Here is a 20650-nt window from a genome sequence, read left to right on the forward strand (position 1 = left end):
AAAACTAAAAAATAATACAGTATTAATTCTGTACAATTTGCGTTTTGTCCGTTATTATTTTCTAAATAAATACTTCTCTCTAAAACCCGAGATGGGTTATAATAATATTTATATCCTAAAAATAAACGATCTGTTCAAGGTAATGTTGAAGCCTGAATAAATCTGCATAAAGAACACATCGAAATAATACTTCTGAAACTAATTGAAAAGGAGAATCAATATGAAAATAAAGAAATTTAATAAAGTGCTTGTTGCTAACCGCGGAGAGATTGCCATCCGGGTTTTCCGTGCGTGTAAAGAACTCGGGATCCGGACTGTCGCCATCTACTCCGAAGAAGATAAATATGCCTTATTCCGGACGAAAGCCGACGAGGCCTATCTGATCGGGGAAAAAAAGAAACCGATTGAGGTCTACCTCAGCATGAAGGAGATTATCGACTTAGCTTTAAAAAAAGGTGTCGATGCCATCCATCCCGGTTATGGATTCTTGTCCGAGAATGCTGAATTTGCTCAAATGTGTCAGGATGCCGGTGTGGAGTTTATCGGGCCGTCCGTACACACACTGGAAAACCTCGGGGATAAAATCAAATCAAAACTACTGGCTCAGAGTGTCGGCGTGCCGGTGATACCCGGTGTAGACAAACCGATGACATCCGTCGATGAAGCCGTTGCTTTCGCCAATCAATACGGTTATCCGATAATCTTAAAAGCAGCAGCCGGCGGCGGCGGCAGGGGAATGCGCGTTGTCTACAATGAAAAGGATCTGGAGCGCGAATTTAACAGTGCCCGAACAGAGTCAAAGAAAGCCTTTGGCATCGAAGATATCTTTATTGAAAAGTATCTGGAACGACCGAAACATATTGAAGTCCAGGTGCTGGCGGACAAATACGGCAATATTGTTCATCTGCACGAACGGGATTGTTCTGTTCAGCGCCGCCATCAAAAGATTTTGGAATTCACCCCCGCTTTCTCGATTCCGCAGGAACTACGGGATAAATTATATGCAGACGCACTCAATTTATCCAAGGCTGTCAATTATGTCAATGCCGGGACTGCAGAATTCCTCGTGGATAAACACGGCAATTACTATTTCATTGAAATGAACCCACGCATCCAAGTCGAGCATACGATTACGGAAATGACGACTGGTATCGATATTGTCCAAAACCAGATCCTAATCGCCCAGGGTTATTCCCTTTCCTCCAAGGAGATTGGGATTCCCTCCCAAGATGCGGTTGCTCCTCGCGGCTATGCCATTCAATGTCGGATCACCACGGAAGATCCGTTAAACAATTTTATGCCGGATACCGGAAAAATCGATGTCTACCGAACGAGTTCCGGCTTTGGGATCCGACTTGACGGCGGCAATGGCTATACCGGTTCGGTGATATCTCCCTATTACGACAGTCTGCTCGTTAAGATCATTGCTTCAGACAGGACCTTCGAAGGAACTGTGAATAAAGCCACGCGTTCGATCAGGGAAATGAATATTAAAGGCGTCAAAACAAATGAAGCTTTCCTCATAAACGTTTTAAATCACGAGATATTTATGTGCGGTGAATGCGATACGCATTTCATTGACGATACACCGGAGCTTTTCGATATCAAACCTCGCAAGGATTATGAAACAAAAATCCTGAAGTTCATCGGCGAAAAAATCGTCAATGAAGTCAAGCATACGAAAAAGGACTATAATATTGCGCCTATACCCAAGATCCAGATTCCTGAAAACCGTGAAGGGGTCCGACAGATTCTCCGGGAAAAAGGCGCTGACGGTTTTGTATCCTGGATTAAAGACCAGAAAAAGTTGCTCTTCACCGATACCACCTACCGCGATGCCCATCAGTCTTTGCTGGCTACTAGGGTAAGAACCCGCGACCTTGTTACTATTGCCGAAGCGACGTCCGTGTTGGCCAAAGACTTCTTCTCCATGGAGATGTGGGGTGGCGCAACGTTTGATACGGCTTATCGCTTTCTACGGGAATCACCCTGGCGGCGCCTTCAGGGCCTCCGGCAGCTTATTCCCAATATCCCGTTCCAAATGCTCCTAAGAGGTTCAAACGCTGTCGGTTATACGAATTATCCCGATAATCTGATCCGAGCCTTTATTCAGGAAGCTTCCCTGCAAGGAATCGATATCTTCCGTATTTTTGACAGTCTGAACTGGCTCAAAGGGATGGAAGTGGCTATTGATGAAGTCTTAAAGACCGGTAAGGTTGCGGAAGTTTGCCTGTGCTATACCGGGGATATCCTCGATGAGACCCGGGACAAATACACACTGAAATACTACATTCAGAAGGCCAAAGAAATAGAAAATATGGGGGCCCATATTCTGGCCATCAAAGATATGTCCGGTCTTCTTAAACCGTATGCTTCACGAAAACTGATTTACGAATTGAAACAAGAGATTGGTATCCCCATTCATCTGCATACACACGATACCAGCGGGAATGCTGTGGCGACGGTGCTGGCAGCCGCCGAGTCCGGTGTTGATATTGTCGATGCCGCTCTCAGTCCCATGTCCGGTCTCACCAGCCAGCCTTCTATGAATTCGATCATTGCTGCTTTAAGCCATACCACAATGGATCCCAATATCAATTTGGATGATATCCAGAAGCTCTGCGATTACTGGAGTGAAGCCCGAACCTACTATGAACAGTTCGAATCCGGCCTCAAGTCCGGTACGGCTGAAATTTACAAGTACGAAATTCCCGGCGGTCAGTACTCCAACCTTAAACCGCAGGTTGAAAGCTGTGGTCTTGGTGACAAATTCAATGACGTCAAGGACATGTACAAGGAAGTCAATCATCTCTTTGGTGATATCGTCAAAGTAACGCCGACCTCCAAGGTGGTTGGGGATATGGCCATATTCATGGTTCAGAATGGCTTAACTGCAGATAATCTGCTGGAAAAAGGCAAAGCCCTCACTTTCCCGGATTCCGTCATGGATTACTTTAAAGGCATGATGGGACAGCCGGAGGGTGGATTCCCCGAAGAACTTCAGAAGGTTGTTCTTAAAGGGCAGGAACCGATTACCTGTCGACCCGGTGAAATCCTGGAGCCCATTGATTTTGATGCCATTAAAAAGAAACTTAAAGAAGAGTTCAATGTCGATGCGAATATGCGCAACGCATTAAGTTACGCGCTTTATCCCAAGGTCTACAGTGATTACCTCAAATCGCTTGCGGAATACGGCCACCTCTATAATCTGGACAGCCATGTTTATTTCTACGGTCTGAAGGAAGGCGAAACCAGCGAAATCGATCTGGATGAAGGCAAGATTATGATTGTCAAACTGGTGGAGGTCCGTGACATCGACGAAGAAGGCTATCGCACGCTGCTCTTCGAAATCAACGGCAACCGCCGCGAAATGCGCATCCTGGACAAGAATTTTGGTGAAAAAGAAAAGGTCGATGTGACCCTCATGGCTGATCCGAATAATCCGAAGGAAATAGCTTCCTCCATAACCGGGCTTATATCCAAGATATTTGTCAAGGAAGGCGAGAAGATTACCAGCAAACAAAGCATGCTGATTATTGAAGCCATGAAAATGGAGACTAATGTCCTTGCGCCGTCGGATGGCGATATTGAAAGCATCCTGATCAAAGAAGGTCAACAGGTCAAATCGGGACAGCTGATTATCAAGCTGAAGTAACCATAACAATCACTAGAAAATCATAATTCAGTTAGAATCACTAGGTTCTATTTTGCCGATATATTCCATGATAAAGTACGATAACCTTACATGAAGATCTGTAACGATATTATCCAAATCATTACCCATTAACTCGTTAATTTTTTTTAACCTGTATTGCAATGTATTCCTGTGGAGATTTAACTCCCTCGCACTTTGATGCTGATTACAATTATTTTTCAAATAGATATTCAGTGTTTGTGCAAATTCTGTATGATGAAGTGAATCATATTCCATGATCTGATTAACTACTGGGTGGTAGATTTCTCTGATATTCACCTGTTGACTACAAATTTCTATCCAATCGTATAGGCTGTAATTAGAGTAATAAAATACGTCCTGATCAGGATGCAGTTTAAACCCAATATTTAAAGCACTCTTTGCCTGTCTATATTGCGCTTGAATATTCAAGATGTTATCGGATATGTTGCTTATGCCGCAAATGAGGGATTTTTTATTTAATTCATTTGCCAGCCAATTCGGTTTGCTCCTATTCACCACAGATTCTTTGCAGCTATGAAGGGCAATAATTGCATCATCATATACAACGAATTGTCCAAATATAATGAGCTGGTTAAAATAATCGCAGACCGATTTTAGTTGTTTTTCTGTCAGATAAAATTTTCTTGGTTTTAGAACCAACAGACAATACTTATCTTTCAGGATCATATTTTCATACCAGGCTCGTCTTTTGATTTCACTTTCCGTTCGAATTCGACCTTCCAGTAAGTCGATAATAATCTGTTCAGTCGGAACTCTAATTGATTGACTGGTATATTTGGAACGCTGCAATTCAACTGAAAGCAAATTCCCTATATAGGTCAGCAGCTCTATATCCCCTTCATTTGTCGTTTTATTTAAATTGGGGATAAGCAGCATGCCAATTCTCAAATCTTTCTGCATAAGAGGAATACATAAAAATGGCTTTTTATGCACCGGTGAATGAAAGATAAACGGACCATTCTTATTATTAAGCGTATTTATATAGCGTTTTAACTCCGTAGAAGCTAGCTCATCTCCCACAACAACATAGCCTGATTTTGCTGAATGAAGCCAAATTTCATCGTCTAAATAAAAAACGGATGAGGTTGCAATAATATTTAAGGAAGTATCTTGAATACGCACCGGGTTGCCAATAAAGCTACTTATACAATCTACGATGGCCTGGATATCCGCGTTGGCAAAGAGCATTTCAAGCAGCTTGTCGAAAAAATCATGATGTTTATGAATAACTTCTTTAACAATATCGAATAATTGAAAGCTATCTATATTATCCTCAACCAGAATAATATTGCTTTCAGGAAATTCTGGAAAATGGGAAGGGCTTTTTTCATCCATAATGCAGAGGATATTCGTATATAAAGCGGATAATTTTTTCTTTTGAAGCTGTGAATATTTCAAAATATATAGAAAATCGTTTCTTGGATAAACAAAGTTTTCTTCACGAAAGACTTCGACATCCAAAATTTTGTTATTGCTAGCCAATGTCCCTTCTATATAGTGACATTTTATATCCCGAAGTCCGGAAACGATTATTCTAGGCGTTATATTCATTATTGACATCCTCACTATTCACTAACGGAACTTATTTTGTAAATAAAATGATATTACTTTGCTGGCTTTTGTCAACCGAAAGACGTTAATATAATAGAAAGCCGCTGTGCACATAATTGCGATGCACAGCCGCCTTATTGATTAAGTATAAATGATTTTTAGCCTAGAAGATGAAGTCAAAATGTACCAACTTATAATTAATACTTACCGATGTCGCGCGAAGCAGTAAAAGCAGCCTGCGTTGCGCTTTGGATATTTTTTGGTGTCAGGCAATCCCCGATTTGATGGAATTCAGGAGCACAGAAACGGAGCGCATTGGCCTCATCAAATAGCGGACTCTGTCCGACCGCGTAAATTACCGTATCCGCCTCATAAAGCTTCGTCCCCTCTGCGTTTTGACCGATAACACCTTTACGGTTGATTTCTTCGGCTTTCGTTGTGAGAGCAAGTTTAATACCCCGCTCGGCAATTTTTATCCCTAAGGCGTTGGCATGAACCATATTACCGCCGTCGTTGAGTACGGGCATCATTTCAATGATGGTAACTTCACGACCGTTCTCAGCTAGATGAATGCCGAGCTCGACTCCTACGAGGCCGCCTCCGAGGATTGCAACCTTCTGGCCTACTTTCACCAAGTTATAATAGGCCTCTTCAGCACCAATCACATTTTCTCCGTTAATGCCTGGGATCTTTGGTATCAGGGGGCGCGAACCCATGGCCGCTATGATGACATCGGGAGCAATGCTATTGGCCAGTTCGGGAGTGACTATGGTATTCAGCCTGACTTCTATCGGCGAGCGGGATATCAATAATGCCTGCCGCTTAAGGTACTCATCAAGATGTTTCTTAAACGAAACGTCCTTTTCACATTTCAGAACGCCACCAAGCGAGTCTCCTTTTTCGCAAAGTATTACGTTATGACCTCGCCGGGAAGCAGTAAGTGCTGCCTGCATGCCGCCTACGCCTCCCCCAGCAATAAGGACAGTCTTCTTGTGTGCAGGCGGTATATCAAATTTAGTTTCAATTTCATGACCGATTTCCGGGTTTGTGGAGCAACAACGTTGACGGAATGATACGCCGCTGGCGTAACACAGACAACACCGCAAACAGGTGTTGATTTCATCTACTTTTCCTATTCGTGCTTTGAACGGGAAGTCAGGATCTGCTAAGGTCTGTCGTCCCAATTGAATCACATCCGCCTTGCCGGAAGCGATGATCTCCTCCATCATGGCCGGGTCGCTAAGGGCTCCGACTGTTGAAATCGGGGTATTTTTAACATACTTCTTGATTTCAGCAGCATATTTGACATTGCAGCCGTCCTCGAGGAACATGCTGGGGTGAGTATAGATGTTCGACTCAATAAATTCATGGTTACCAACAGAAGTATTAATAAGATCCACTTTGCCGTCCAGTATCATGGCAATTTTGATGCCATCATCCAATCCGTACCCAGTCGGAGTCAGCTCGTCGGCACTTATACGGACCTCAATCGGGAAACCAGGGCCTACCGCCTTGCGGACACTCTCGATAACGGCGAGCGGCAAACGCATACGATTCTCTAAGCTGCCACCCCACCTGTCTTTCCTGGTATTAAAATGTGGAGACATAAACTGGGAAAGAGCCCAACCGTGGCCGGCGTGGATCATGACCATGCCAACACCGCACCGTTTGACAAAAGCAGCCGCCTTACCGAAGGACGCCGCTAAAGCCAATATTTGTTCTTCTGTCATCTCGTAGATGTGCCGCATGCCATCTTCTGATGCTTTGGTTTCATGCCCATCGTTATTGACTTTATGCACATCCGGAAGAAACGTTTCCGATGGACCGAGGAGAGGCAATCCCTTTTCATATACGTAATGAGAGAACATACCGCAGTGCATGAGTTCTATCGAAGGGATTGCGCCATGCTTCGTCATTGCGATGGCGTAAGCCGCGATATGAGGTAACGCGAGTTCGTTATCGAGAACCATTTGATAGGCATGTGCTTGGCCCGTTTTCGTATCCACGATGGCTTCACCAACGGTCACAGCAGCGACACCCCCCCGGGCCTTACGTTCAAAAAAAGCAATGGACTCGGCTGAGGGAAAACGTTCGGGTGTAAGGTGGTGAAATCCATTAGGGGCAGCGAATATACGGTTACGGAATACCGTGTTTCCCAACTTAATGGGTGAAAATAAATATGGAAAAGCGGTTTTGTACATTTCTTCTATTCTATTCGCGTAAAGCAATTTGTCTTTCTACGCTATCCTTTCTCTAAATATAAACAGTCTATAAAACATCTTAATCGTCAGATGAGACATAGGCTTAAACTAAAATCATTCATAATATCCTTTACTTGGATGGATTATCTCTAGATACTGAGCCTGATCATGACTAAACCAGATCTGAGCATGATATTTCTTAGCCAGTTCATGAATTCTGTCGACAGTGTGAATATAACCTTCTTTATCAAAGACCAGCCCGGGCAATCGCACAGGCGGACCTGCATTTTCCCGACAATAGATGGCATCCGAGGTTAGAATAATATTTCCGGCCTTCGGAAGCTCAATGAGTAATCCGAGCATACCAAAGGCATGTCCACTGCCAAAACTTAACATGGAGATCCCATCCAACAGTTTAACAGGTTCCTCTGTCTCTTTAACCAGATTCCATTTTAATCCAATTCGCACCCATTCATCGAGATCCGCTTTGATATAACCACCCGGTATTTTTTTCATGAAGTAATATTTAGCAACTTGGGTCAATTCGGCTTCGCTGACCATTATTTCCGAGTTTTTGAAATAATCCAGATTGCCTGCATGATCAAGATGCAAGTGCGAACAGACAACATATTTTATGTCATCAGGAGTAACTCCTATTTTGGCTAGACTATTCACCATTTTTTCATCTTCGGGAACTTCCCAGGATTGCGGGAAGCGCTCCGGCCGAGTCCAACCTGTGTCATAAAGAACCTTACCGTCCGGATGATCAATTAAGTATGTCGTTGTCGGAATTGGTATAACATCTTTCGGGTCTAAAATACCCGTTTCAGCAAGAATCGCCTCTCTAGGCATATCAGGCGCAGTTCCACTCTTTAATAAATATAATTTCACAAATAACACTCCTTTCCGAGCCCGTAATTTGTTTTATTAATTACCGTTTATACCATTAGCCGTAAATAATGTCATCGTACAATTCGAACCAAATAAAACACATGCATTATGCAAATTGAACAACAGTCTTTTCTAACAAAGATTTCAATTTTATTTCTAAAATTTAAAATTACTTAATACTTAATCCCCTTTCATTACGCGCAAATATTTATTTTCACGTAAAAGTTTGACCCCCCTACGTAAATATTCCCGTGAAACTCTCGTCCACGGGAACATACAACACACTGCAATATTTTCTTAAAATCTTCGGAAGTGCTTGATTTCAGGCTATTTCCGTTCTATCAACACGACCGTCTCTACGTATCATGATGACCAAGTTATTGGTTTATGCGTATACGGACAGGGTCTTTTCATGCCGCAGATAGCACCACCTTTATGCGGATGAAGGAAGACCATATTATTTTAACTTTCTACCACAAGGGGAGTATAGCACATAAAGTTTCGTTACGCCCCCATACTTAGAGACGCCCCTGCTTGCAGATGATCTTCAAAGCAGGGGCGTCTTTTATGTTTAAAATGTCAGTGTATTTAATCCCACATCACTATTCTTTTCTCGGCTAACCTTCCCATCAATGATGTCGATGATAATTTCAAAGGTAGGACCGACCCACGCCTCATTCAAATGTCCGCCGAAAGCGTTGTAATTGGAATCGCTTAACGTTGCATGCAGATGCAAATACACATCATTATTCATTTCAGTAATATTCCCCTGCAAGCTGGTGACTTCAATATCGCCAACGAATTCCCGGGCATGATACACCTTGGCATCCTGCTCAAAATACCCTATCGTTACCTTCTTCACTGCCCCGATGCCGGTAACAGTCCCGAGAGAAATATGTCTTTCCCGACAGACGTGTTGAACAGACTGAATGACTTCATCCCCTTTATCCAGTCTCATTACAATTTTTGAGTGCCATACTTTGTATTCCATCGCGGAGTACCTAACTTTCTTATTTTTGAATTCAACTCAACTCAATCAGAGCTTAGCCGCTGTATTTTTTACCGCAACGGCCAATTGGCGCAGCTGTTCGATGGTTGCAGCGTTTTCCTCCGTCGATGCGGCTTGCTGTTGGGCAATAGCCGCTGATTCTGTCGCGGCATTTGTCATCTCGCCGACGACAGCAGATATGGAATCAATAATTTCCCGAACTCTTTCCGCCGCTTCTTTGCTGTTGTCGGCCAGTTTACGAATCTCCTCGGCAACAACGCCAAACCCCCGGCCATGTTCCCCCGCCCTTGCTGATTCTATGGCTGCGTTCAGACCGAGCAAATTGGTCTGTCCGGATATTTCTTTAATGGTGTTGATGATAACCCCTGTTTCTTTGATTTTTTGATTGGACTCAACTGCTTTATCTGACAGACTTTGGCCGACTTGGGCCAATCTGCCTGCACCCCGGGCTATTTCCTCGATAGCTAAGGCAATTTGGTCGGCAAAATCAGACAATTGATTGGCAACCTCATTGACATCCTGCTGTTTCTGTCTGCCGGATGCACAAATTACAGTTCCAACAGGCCTGCCATTTTCATCTGGGATGGGAACATTCACGCCGCGGAACTGCAGGCCAGTGCGGACATTAAAGACTGTCTTTCGATTTTCCGTCATGCATTTCTCGGTTGCTTTCCCCATAACTTCACTGCCGGCAGTAATTCCAAGTTTCAATTCCGAGCCTTCAGCCACCTCCAAATACTTCTTTCCATCCGTGACATAAAGACTCATATCGTCCGGCAGCGCCTCTAGCACATAGGGCAATACACCCATCAAAGCGTCAATAGCAGAATCACCTTTTAGAATTTTCATTTTATCCCCCTTCAACAAGTCATTATTCACAGTATAGTTATCGAGCAGTGAAACTTAAATCCTTAGTATTTTTTGGATTCTTTTACTATATTTTTAAATATTGTATCAAATATTAAGATTATTTGTCATCACTTTGTTTTATTACTATTTTGATTGACTATTTTAATTTGAATACTAATTGATTATTTTTTACCTTGAATGAAGTCAATACCTATTATTCTTGGTTTACTACGCCTGCTAATTATAATAGACTTAAGGTGCAACGGATTACGGAATAGGAGGAAAGTCTATTAAATAAGCGTTCTTATGAAAACCTTAATAATTAATCAAGTAATAAATCATATCTTTGTATGGTTTTATGATAATATGTTATATTACAAAACCGATCCGAAAGGAGTTTGGCAGCGGTGAGCAATAACGTCATGATTGTTGACGATGAACGGGAAATTGCCGATCTGGTTGAACTTTACCTGCAAAATGAAAATTACACGGTGTATAAGTATTACTCAGCGAAAGAAGCGCTGACTTGTATTTCAGAAATCCATCTCGATTTGGCTATTCTGGATGTCATGCTCCCTGACGGCAACGGTTTTGCGCTTTGTCAGAAAATACGGGAGAAGTATACTTATCCGGTCATCATGCTGACAGCAAAAGAAGAAGAAACTGACAAAATCACCGGCCTGACTCTGGGTGCTGATGATTATCTAACCAAACCCTTCCGCCCCCTGGAATTGGTCGCAAGAGTCAAGGCTCAGCTGCGGCGTTACAAGAAATACAATACTGTCCCGTCCCACGTACCAGAGGATAAGGTCATCATCCACTCCGGTCTGATCATCGATGTCAATACACACGAGTGCCTGCTCAACGAGAAACCGCTCGCGCTCACCCCTACAGAATTTGAGATACTGCGCATCCTATGTGAGCAAAAAGGAAATGTCGTCAGCTCTGAACAGCTGTTCCATGAAATATGGGGCGATGAGTACTTCAGCAAAAGTAATAATACCATCACTGTCCATATTCGGCATCTGCGGGAAAAAATGAACGATTCGGTTGATAATCCAAAGTATATCAAAACAATATGGGGGGTTGGCTACAAAATTGACAAATAGCCTATTGCAGAAAAGACCCTATAACCAGCTGATTCGAAAAATGTTCTTGCAGACGCTGAGCATTTTGATCATCGCCATTATCATCGTTTTGGTACTGCGTTCCGCCGGCAGAGGCTATATCGGCAACCTCATTACCTTAGTGATAGGGAAAATCTTCAATCTGGGTTGGAATGATGCCGTTGACTACTATTATTTTTATGTGCGGCGCAATCTTGACACCATTATGGCCATCACAATCATCGTCTTTTTTATTGTTCTTTTCCGATTTTCCCTGACCTTGTTTACACGATATTTTGATCAGATTGTTGTCGGCGTCGATCATTTGGCCGAGGAATCACCGAATAAAATCATCATGAGTCCGGAGCTTGGATTTATGGAAGAAAAACTGAATCAAGTCAAAGACACCTTAGCCAAAAGGGCCAAGGATGCCCAAGAAGCTGAGCAGCGTAAAAACGACCTTGTCATTTATCTGGCTCATGATATAAAAACGCCCCTAACCTCCGTTATCGGGTATTTAAGCCTCTTGGACGAAGCTCCTGATCTTCCAATAGAACAAAAAGCGAAATATGTCCATATCACCCTGGAGAAAGCCTGCCGGTTGGAGAACTTGATTAATGAGTTTTTTGAAATCACACGCTATAATCTTCAGACTGTTCCGCTGAAAAAAGAGTCCATCGATCTGTATTATATGCTTATTCAAATGACGGACGAGGCTTACCCCATTATTACGGCCAGTGGTAAGCAGGTGGCCATTCATGTTCCTGAGGATATGATGATCTGCGGCGATTCCGACAAGCTGGCCAGGGTCTTTAATAACATTTTGAAAAATGCGATTACCTATAGCGAGGAAAAAAGCACGATTACCATCACGGCAAAGATACATGATCAGCATACCGTGATTACCTTCGAAAATAAGGGAACGATTCCGCAGGAAAAGCTCGGATCAATTTTTGAGAAGTTTTATCGGCTGGATGATGCCCGTTCCACTGCTACGGGCGGTTCCGGGTTAGGATTGGCAATCGCCAAAGATATTGTGACCCTGCACGGGGGAACCGTCACGGCGCAAAGCGATCAAGGCCGTACGGTCTTTACAATCACACTGCCGTAACATATTCCTAAACTCTCAAGAAATTCTCTATTTTTTCTTAATAATTTAACAACCGCATATTAAACTTTCTACGGTCTCTTTTCGTTAAAATGGCAATATCGAAAAGAGGCCGTATTTTTTGGGGAGGTTGTTTATGTATTTCTTATACCTTGCTGGAGACGTCATGGGTTACCTTATTCCCGGTATCGCGGCTAGCTTATGCTATATCGCGGTGTCCGAGGCCGGTCGTCGGATAAGAAACGAACGGGCTAATCATTTTCATAAAACCATCAGTCTGATTTTCGGGCTTTATTTAACCGTCATTTTTGCCATAACGATATCACCGGTCTATGGCTTTACTTCGCCAGCTGACCACCTGGGACGAAATATCAATGTGAACCCGTTACAAATGATTACAGCCCTTTCCGAGAATCCATTTGAGTTTTTGGGGAACATCCTGCTGTTTATCCCTCTCGGCGGTTTGCTTGTACTCTTGTTTAATCAGTGTCAAAAACTTCATATCACCCTGTTTGTGGGGGCTGGTCTCTCGTTGATGATCGAGCTGCTGCAGCTTTTCGGCTATCGAAGTTCGGATATTGACGATGTTATTTTAAATACAATCGGTACCATCTGCGGTTATTTCCTGGCCATACTCTTTCTTTCGCGCCAACCTTCCTTTTATCAAAAAGTCGGTGTCATGCGTCGCCTGGATGGCCGTTATTACCGGAAGCATCGCGATGCCAGCGGTCTACTGGTTCTCATTCTATTTGATTTCGCTGCCGTGTTTATTACCGGGTTTTCCAAAATCAATGCGCTGCAGGTTCCCACTAATTTATCCCTTAACCTTCCCAGTGTTTCCGCAACAATTGCTGAAGTCAACGGCATATTCCCTGCAAATCATTCTATCGAAGCAAGTAACCCAATAGCACAAGATCTCGGGATACAGGTTAGCTCCCAAATCAGCGCGAAAAGTGTTTATCTATGGGATGTTAGTTCCAATAAGGTACTCTACACAAAGGAAGGTCAGTCAAAAATAGCTCCTGCAAGTACAGTTAAAATGCTAACTGCTCTGACGGTGCTGGCCTACTGCGACCTGAATGAAGAAGTGAGAGTCGGGAAGGAAATCGAGCGGATTGCGGAGGATGCTTCACGGTCCTGGCTGTATCCCGGGTATAGACTAACCGTCCGGCAATTACTTAACGCATTATTAGTGCCCTCAGGAAACGACGCCGCCTATGCACTTGCCGTTTATACCGGGAGAAAAATATGTCAGGACGATACCGTCGGCATAAACAAAGCCCTATCGGTCTTTATGAAAGCGATGAATCAGAAAGCAATGGAAACAGGCGCTAATCACTCCAACTTTACTGCACCCGATGGCTACGATGCACAAGGACAATACACGACGGCACAAGACCTTGCCTTTATCGCCAAAGCGTTTTATCAATCGCATGTATTGCGTGAGATCGCCGCCAGCCCAAGTATATCCGACGTCTGGCTGAGTGGTCAAAATGCCGATTTTAATAATACTAATGCCCTTATTGATCCATCCAGTATTTATTATTACCGACACGCCGTTGGGTTAAAGTCGGGAACAAGCAAAGAAGCCGGCTGCTGCCTGGCTTCCGCTGCGATGATTAATAATAACCTCTATATCTGTATCATTATGGGAAGTACGGAAGAAGGACGTTGGACAGACAGTCTGGCTTTATACCATGCTATCGAGGACATAGTTTGAAAATCATTTCCCCTGAATAAGGTCTATCACTTGGCGGCAGGTATCGTACCGATTCTTTCCCACGATATGGGTTGCTTTCGTTGATGTGATCTCCGTACTGCCGATAACATATATTTTTTCTACACAATCGATCACCGTATTGGTCACATTTCTGATACTGCAAACCGGTACTTGCAGATAATCTGCCAAATAACCCGCAGCTCTTTCATCCGGTCCCGGATGGCATACTACAATCGCCTTAAGCATCAAGGCATCCTCTCCATTCGTATTGATGATCCGGACTGGACCTACTGCATTCTTGATTCCCAAAAAAACAGTAGGATTGATATCATTTTGATTGGTCCACGGGACGTTCCTTATCTCAAAATGAAGATGGGGAGCGGTCGTATTTCCTGTATTCCCCATGGTACCGAGATTGAATCCTTCGTTGACAAACGCACCGGCAGTCCCTTTGACCTCAGCTAGATGGGCAAATATCATGTCATACTGAGCATCTATGGTTCGCAGAATGATGTAATTGCCCCACCCATCCGGATCGGCACCATCATTCGGTGCATAAGCTGAACGGATAATGGTACCCGATGTCACCGCATACACTGTTTTCATCGTGGATACGATATCAACTCCGGTGTGATATCCTTTATTATAACGCGCATTCTTCACCCCGTACGGATAGGATACAACAGCTTCTCTAAGAGGTAATATCATCGAAGTCCTCCTCATTTTTATATTATTGCGCTGTAACTCGTCCTAATAGAATTGTATGCATAAATCTTACCTTTAGTGAATCCAATGTCCCTGTTTATCCGAACCCAGCCAGCAATAATAAAAAAATAAACAAAACCAATCAAATCGCTATAGGAAGCGCAATTCGATTGGTTCTTTATGGTTTTCATTTTAAAGCGTTGAAGAGTGCCCTTTTAGCTATTTTGCAGATAAATGCTTCCTTGATTGGTATGCAAGGTAATGATCGGTGTCTTACTTCCGATACTGCCCTCGAGCGTGCTGTTATTGCCTGGCTCCTCCGAGATCAATTTTAATGCCGATGCAAAGCCTCCGGGATCGATGGAACCCATATCCGCTTCTGCTTTAATCAACCCCTGCTGGTCTGATGGAAGCTGAAGTGTTATCGATCCGAAGTCTGCTCGCAGGGTAATATCATTATTTGCTGCGTTATTGGAACGACAGACAACTTCTCCGTTGTTATTTTGGATGTCCAGGCGACCGCTGACATCACTAACGATGGTTTCCCCAAAAGAATTACGAATCGTGACATCACCGTCTATCCTTGATACTTCGACTGCTCCGAAATCGCCCTGTATATCTACATCACCGGTCAAATCATTCAGCGTTATCTTGCCGTACGAATTCTTAACCACAAATCGCATTTGCTTTGGCACTTTTACGACGTAATTGACACTCACTTGGTAACGTTTATTCCCTTGCAAAGCCCCGATGACGCGCGTATTGACCTTTAAGGTATTGCCCTCCGTGATCTCAATCAGATCTTTGGCAAGATCACTATCCGTTTCATCGTTACTTTTAATTGTCATTGCGGCATCAATTTGGATTTTATCCCCTGTTGTTTTTTCTACCAGGATATCTCCCTGGGTATTGGTGATTTCCAGAGTGTCAATATCGACTGCACGATAATCGTAGGAAATGCTGCTGACACTTTCATTGGCATAGAGCCCGTATTCATTTAACAAGACATTGGAAAAATTACTGCCTAAAAAACTATTCGCCGCGTAAACCCCAGAACTGACCAGGATGATCACTATCGTGAGGAAAATACTGAGCCCGTCAAATTTCAACTTAGGCTGTTCTTCTCCGTTAGATTTCGATAATGCCAGATAGGCGAGAACTTCAATGCCGAGGAAGATGAGGATCACCGGCCACCAGCGCATAATGATCCTGGCGCCATTAATACCATTCAATTCACTGAGCAGGAGCAGCAGACCGGTAGCGATCAGCAAGATCCCCATGGATATAGTTCCGACTCGCCATCGTCTCATCACCGGTCACCCCCCTCTGTCATCCTATCGCTCTGCGGGAGACTTTCGCCATAGGCGTTTTCCACAGAACCACCATCAACAATTTCTTTTTTTCTGCTTCCCATCATCAGCCTGACACCTCCGGCTATAAACAGGATCGCGATAATACCCGTCTTGATGAACTCGATGACGCGGCTGTCCAGATAGATTTCGATTTGCGGCATGACGATCTTATTCAGAACCATGAGACAGCCGATGATAATCAGGGCGATACCAAGATATTTGCCGGCTTTCCCTGATAGTTGATTCTCACGAAAAATACTGCCCAGGTAAGTGATACTTTGTTCTTTTTCCGGCTGATTGACTTTATGCATGATATCAAAAATACTATAAAACCAAAGCAGCGGCGCTGCCATCAGCAAAAGGGAAAAACTAAGAAAGTCGCTGAGGTACAAAGTTAGAAAGAAACCTGCCATGAGCTGAAGACCTTTTTCCATTTGGCCGATGTACATATGGCCCGCGCCAGGAACAATAGATAGAGCAAGTGCCAGGATCTTACCGTTCTGGCCTTTCATTTCCGTCTCGATACGCTCTAATATCTGCGTACTGTCTTCGCCCGAGGAGTATCCTTGCACCAGCTTTTGGTTGATTCTGTCGTTCAAGACCAAACTGTCCACCACAGCGGCAAACCAGACAAAAATCAGGATGATAAAGGGTATTCCTTCAAAGAAAATGTGCAGGACAACACTCGTGAAAATACCGCTTAAGAAAATAAATCCCGCCGCAACCAAAAACATCAGTCCCCGCTGGATAAGACCTAAATAGATATGTCCCAGTCCTGGAATAGTGGACAGGATAAACGTTAACAGCTTACTCTTCCTTTTCATAAACTTCTACTCCTTCTTTTCCAGAAAATGTTGAATGAGGGAAGGACGTTTTTCAAGATTCGTATTCTTCGTCCACCCGTTATTGATCAGACTAACATCACTTTTGATCACGCTTTCATTTAATGTCTTTGACAAACCATGAATATAGCCGCCCGTCCAGAGGAAAAAAACGATACTGGCTGCAGCACAATAGGATACGAACAGCGTCATCCGATTTCCGCTCTTCTCTCTATCTTTGGAAACATGCTGTTTCTGAACCTGCGCCCACGGTTTTGGCGATGCTTCTTTGCGCTGGACCTGGTTCATAATCCGTTCGGTGAAATCAGATCCGAGCGTGTATTCCTCACTTTTCTGCGCTTCGAGTTTACTGAGATAAACGCACAGACAGCCGTCACAGTTTAAAAGATGCTCTTCCATCACCTGACGTACTTCTTCCGGCAAATCACCCGTTGCATATGCTTGCCATTCACTTTCGCTATAACATGGAATGCTATCATAGTGACTCATGGGCTATTCATCTCCTCAAAGCACTCTCGCAAAATCTTCTTGCCCCGATAAAGCCGTGTTTCTACTGTTCTTATACTGATATTCTCTTCCAGTGCTATTTGCCGTGAGCTTTTATTATCCTGATACGTTTTCCGAATCACCGTCTCATAGTGCTTCGGTATTTTCTTCAGGCATTGGTCCAGCAGCACTTTTTCTTCTTCTTTAATGATGATTTCCTGAACAGGCGCCCGCTCATCGGCGAGATTCTCGATTTCTGCCAGACCCAGACGTTCCCTGCCCTTAGTTTTAGCGAGTTTCCTTTTATAATCGATGGCTTTGTTCAACGCAATCCTGCTCAACCACGTCTTAAACCCCCGGTATTCATATGTAGGAAGGGATTTATAGACCTGCAGAAACGTATCCTGGGTAAGATTTTCGGCTTCGAAAGGATCGTGAACGACATTGAGGCAAATCATATAGATCACATTCTTATATTCGTCAATAAGAGAACGGAAGGCCTCTTGGTCACCATGGACTGCCCTTTGGACAATTGTCTCTTGATCGATCTTTTCCCCCTCCTTTCCCAGTATATAGACGTTTATTAAATCCGGTATACGTCAAACGAAATGACACATCGATAAAATTAAATTTCAAGAGAAGAATAAGTTTCTTTTTCAGGACTTGTTAAACAGCCTAGAATCACTTATAATACTTATAATAATTTATAATAATTATAAATAACAGCATCTTTATTGCGTTGAGTGTATTCTTCATCTCATTTGCACAAAGTCAGATTGTAAAGTGATTGATTGACGGATGTCTTGATAAATTAATAACAAAGGAAGTGTTACGATGGCGAAAGTTACAGTAAACGGCGGTGCTTGCGGGTTTATGACACAGATTGAGGCAAAGGCCGAACGCCGGAACACAACGGTCACGATCGAAACGGAATGCCCTGCCCTAAAACCAATGGCTGAGGAATTGACTACCGTAAACGGTTTTGAAGAATGCATGGGTAAAATAGGCGATACACAGGTTTTCCAGATTGCCAGAAAATACTGTAAGCATGCTGCCTGTCCGGTTCCTACGGCTATCATTAAGGGCATAGAAGTTGCTAACGGCTTGGCTTTGCCCAGAACAATCGAGATGAAAATTACAAAGGAATAATCGTAGGCAAAACGAATACAGCCGCAATATACAAAAATAAGAATGCAGCCATGCGCCCGAATCGCCGACAGTGCCAATTCGGGCGTGTGGCTACTTTACTTTCAACCAAGTCGATGTCGTTATTTCTGAAGTGTTTGTATTTACGTTTTTATTTCATATGCAAAAGATTATCCGAGGGAAATAAGAACACACCCAAGGACATAATCTATCTCCAGCTTGTTGCACAGCGCTATTAATTCGTCGTCATAGGTACCGGGTTGAAACCAGATATTCTTAACACCCAGTTTCGCTGCTTCCTCTAGGATTTCACTACCCTTTTTGGGGGAAATAACCATATTGATAACCTCCGGCACTTGCGGCAAGGAAGATAGCTTCGGAAAACAGACATCCCCATCAATATCCGGATAAACCGGATTGACCGGATAAACCGTATAACCTCTGTTCTTCAGTTTTCTGTATAGTTTATAACCGTATTTCTGCGGGTTTTGGGTGGCACCAACCACCGCCCACACTTTTTTTGCCAGCATGCTTTCCTCGCTTACACTATCTTCGTACATCGTCACCCTCCGATCTTCATGCGCAATCCGTTAACTTAGAATCTAGTATCGTAATTACAATTAAGCCTCCAGGATACGGACGATACCCCGTGTTCCGTCCACGTGAATACGCGACACGGATATACAATTAATCGATGTAACAGGAGTCATCTTTATATATAATATAAATTAATCACTGAAATAAACCAGATGAGAGGGTTTGTTAAGACCGATGTGTTGTTATCGTGACGCCCATCTTGGCCATATCCGTCATGAGGCGATCTGGTTCAGCCCAGTGTCCCATCATCCATAACCCGGGTTCACAGGCTGACCCGTCAAGGTACTGCAACAATGCGGCGACAACAGGAATTGCAGTTAATTCGTATCCATCCGGATGAGAAATACTGAGCGTGGTGTTAATCGGCTGTCCATCCTTTTTTCCTGCAGCCTGAACCTGAAGTTCCACGCGATAAGGCGGCTTGTGAAAAGTGCCCATACTCCACCATAAAAACTTGCCAATAGGCCGCACAGCTCGGGGCATAATCTTTAACCACATCCATACAAGCGGCATGATCACCCAGTCCGTCATCCAATGGGATTCCGATATATAGAAACCAACCTCCCTCAACGAGGGGTACATCTCCGGCAGTGACCGCAGTTCCTCAAAAAACATGGAGTAACAGCGTTTCAACCCAATGTCGCTGCCAAAGTCGATCTTACGAATGTCATAGGCACCGGGTTTCGTCCATTGACCGTTCCGGTAGACCTGTGCCTGATAGTCCTTAAAACATTCCACCAATTCGTCGACGGCTTCGGTATACGGGAGACCTTTTCCCATATTTAAATAACCCACAGTGACGGCGCTTTCAATGACGTCCATATGCGCCGCCGCATAACGAACCAGGGCGGAGGGAAGACCCGGATGAAAGCCGGCCTCGGTGATAAACGTTCTCCCCGAGCGTTGAATATCTTCTGCAATCGATTGCAAATATCCCCATTTTTGAGCTCCGAGCTGGACATCAAGATAGTCTATTCCTGCCTGCAGCGCAGTCTGGGCCACTGTCTGTGTATATGCGGTTGTTGGCGCTGTTACGATGACCATCGCATGATCTTTAAACGCCGCTTGCAAGGATTCCGCATCCGCCACATTCGTATATACAGCAGATACCCGAAGACCGGTATACTCGTTATTCAGTTTATCGACCAGGACTTGGGCCTTGTCAATAAATCGCGTACCGATGCTGACGTCTACTTCAGAATGCTCCAATAGATGGCGCGCTATCAATCTGCCGGTTTGACCCGTACCACCAAGAATAAGGATTTTAGACATAACGTTCTCGATCCTCCTTCTGATTCATCGGCAATCATCGCCGCTCCTAGTCATCCTTGACTCCGTGGCATAAATTCATCCGTGAATAAATACAGTCACTACAGAATACATGACTATA

General features: G+C 43.7%; 17 protein-coding genes. 5 read left to right on the forward strand and 12 right to left on the reverse strand.

Features of this window, described 5'->3' with window-relative positions:
• Positions 1 to 220 precede the first annotated feature (220 nt).
• Positions 221 to 3655 carry a pyruvate carboxylase gene (locus tag LPY66_RS15915; protein ID WP_337985236.1) on the forward strand — a complete coding sequence of 1145 codons (3435 nt, stop codon included), beginning with the start codon at positions 221 to 223 and terminating at the stop codon, positions 3653 to 3655.
• 27 nt (positions 3656 to 3682) lie between these two features.
• On the opposite strand, the gene LPY66_RS15920 is transcribed toward LPY66_RS15915, so the two are convergent.
• From LPY66_RS15920 to LPY66_RS15940, 5 genes are all read right to left on the reverse strand, one after another.
• The gene (locus tag LPY66_RS15920) at positions 3683 to 5248 is read right to left on the reverse strand and encodes a PucR family transcriptional regulator (protein WP_337985237.1); all 1566 of its coding nucleotides are present in this window, start codon (positions 5246 to 5248) and stop codon (positions 3683 to 3685) included.
• Positions 5249 to 5445: 197 nt separating this feature from the next.
• Complete coding sequence (locus tag LPY66_RS15925) at positions 5446 to 7449, reverse strand: oxidoreductase (protein ID WP_337985238.1); 2004 nt, start codon at positions 7447 to 7449, stop codon at positions 5446 to 5448.
• Between the two features lie 114 nt (positions 7450 to 7563).
• Positions 7564 to 8340: an N-acyl homoserine lactonase family protein gene (locus tag LPY66_RS15930; protein ID WP_337985239.1), complete on the reverse strand. Its 777-nt coding sequence runs from the start codon at positions 8338 to 8340 to the stop codon at positions 7564 to 7566.
• A 571-nt stretch (positions 8341 to 8911) separates the two neighbouring features.
• A complete protein-coding gene (locus LPY66_RS15935; protein WP_337985240.1) occupies positions 8912 to 9298 on the reverse strand; it encodes a PPC domain-containing DNA-binding protein in 387 nt (128 codons plus the stop codon).
• A 78-nt stretch (positions 9299 to 9376) separates the two neighbouring features.
• Positions 9377 to 10198 (reverse strand): methyl-accepting chemotaxis protein, encoded by an 822-nt coding sequence (locus LPY66_RS15940; protein WP_337985241.1) that lies wholly within the window; start codon positions 10196 to 10198, stop codon positions 9377 to 9379.
• Between the two features lie 407 nt (positions 10199 to 10605).
• Between LPY66_RS15940 and vanR the strand changes: the two genes are divergently transcribed.
• The 3 genes from vanR (at position 10606) to LPY66_RS15955 (ending at position 14132) form a co-directional block, all read left to right on the forward strand.
• Entirely contained in the window at positions 10606 to 11307 is a 702-nt protein-coding gene (gene vanR / locus LPY66_RS15945; protein ID WP_337985242.1) for a VanR-ABDEGLN family response regulator transcription factor, read from the forward strand.
• Complete coding sequence (locus tag LPY66_RS15950) at positions 11285 to 12415, forward strand: sensor histidine kinase (protein WP_443112438.1); 1131 nt, start codon at positions 11285 to 11287, stop codon at positions 12413 to 12415. Before vanR ends, LPY66_RS15950 begins: the two co-directional genes overlap by 23 nt.
• 133 nt (positions 12416 to 12548) lie before the next feature.
• Positions 12549 to 14132: a VanZ family protein gene (locus LPY66_RS15955; RefSeq protein WP_337985244.1), complete on the forward strand. Its 1584-nt coding sequence runs from the start codon at positions 12549 to 12551 to the stop codon at positions 14130 to 14132.
• Between the two features lie 3 nt (positions 14133 to 14135).
• Here LPY66_RS15955 and LPY66_RS15960 read toward each other — a convergent pair whose 3' ends face one another.
• The 5 genes from LPY66_RS15960 to LPY66_RS15980 form a co-directional block, all read right to left on the reverse strand.
• Entirely contained in the window at positions 14136 to 14840 is a 705-nt protein-coding gene (locus tag LPY66_RS15960) for a M23 family metallopeptidase (RefSeq protein WP_337985245.1), read from the reverse strand.
• Between the two features lie 212 nt (positions 14841 to 15052).
• Complete coding sequence (locus LPY66_RS15965) at positions 15053 to 16147, reverse strand: LiaI-LiaF-like domain-containing protein (RefSeq protein WP_337988115.1); 1095 nt, start codon at positions 16145 to 16147, stop codon at positions 15053 to 15055.
• Positions 16147 to 17013 carry a hypothetical protein gene (locus LPY66_RS15970; protein ID WP_337985246.1) on the reverse strand — a complete coding sequence of 289 codons (867 nt, stop codon included), beginning with the start codon at positions 17011 to 17013 and terminating at the stop codon, positions 16147 to 16149. The genes LPY66_RS15965 and LPY66_RS15970 overlap by 1 nt, the downstream gene beginning before the upstream one ends.
• A 6-nt stretch (positions 17014 to 17019) precedes the next feature.
• Complete coding sequence (locus tag LPY66_RS15975; RefSeq protein WP_337985247.1) at positions 17020 to 17520, reverse strand: anti-sigma factor family protein; 501 nt, start codon at positions 17518 to 17520, stop codon at positions 17020 to 17022.
• The gene (locus LPY66_RS15980) at positions 17517 to 18113 is read right to left on the reverse strand and encodes an RNA polymerase sigma factor (protein ID WP_337988116.1); all 597 of its coding nucleotides are present in this window, start codon (positions 18111 to 18113) and stop codon (positions 17517 to 17519) included. The genes LPY66_RS15975 and LPY66_RS15980 overlap by 4 nt, the downstream gene beginning before the upstream one ends.
• A gap of 238 nt (positions 18114 to 18351) precedes the next feature.
• Here LPY66_RS15980 and LPY66_RS15985 point away from each other — a divergent pair, with 238 nt between their 5' ends.
• Entirely contained in the window at positions 18352 to 18666 is a 315-nt protein-coding gene (locus tag LPY66_RS15985; protein ID WP_337985248.1) for a DUF6951 family protein, read from the forward strand.
• Positions 18667 to 18833: 167 nt separating this feature from the next.
• Here LPY66_RS15985 and LPY66_RS15990 read toward each other — a convergent pair whose 3' ends face one another.
• Together LPY66_RS15990 and LPY66_RS15995 are read right to left on the reverse strand one after the other, a co-directional pair.
• Positions 18834 to 19223 carry a CoA-binding protein gene (locus tag LPY66_RS15990; protein WP_337985249.1) on the reverse strand — a complete coding sequence of 130 codons (390 nt, stop codon included), beginning with the start codon at positions 19221 to 19223 and terminating at the stop codon, positions 18834 to 18836.
• 202 nt (positions 19224 to 19425) lie between these two features.
• Positions 19426 to 20532, reverse strand: coding sequence for a saccharopine dehydrogenase NADP-binding domain-containing protein (locus tag LPY66_RS15995; protein ID WP_337985250.1), 1107 nt, complete (start codon positions 20530 to 20532; stop codon positions 19426 to 19428).
• Positions 20533 to 20650: the final 118 nt, after the last annotated feature.

Origin of the sequence: Dehalobacter sp. DCM, from assembly GCF_024972775.1 — a bacterium.
GTDB lineage: Bacteria > Bacillota > Desulfitobacteriia > Desulfitobacteriales > Syntrophobotulaceae > Dehalobacter.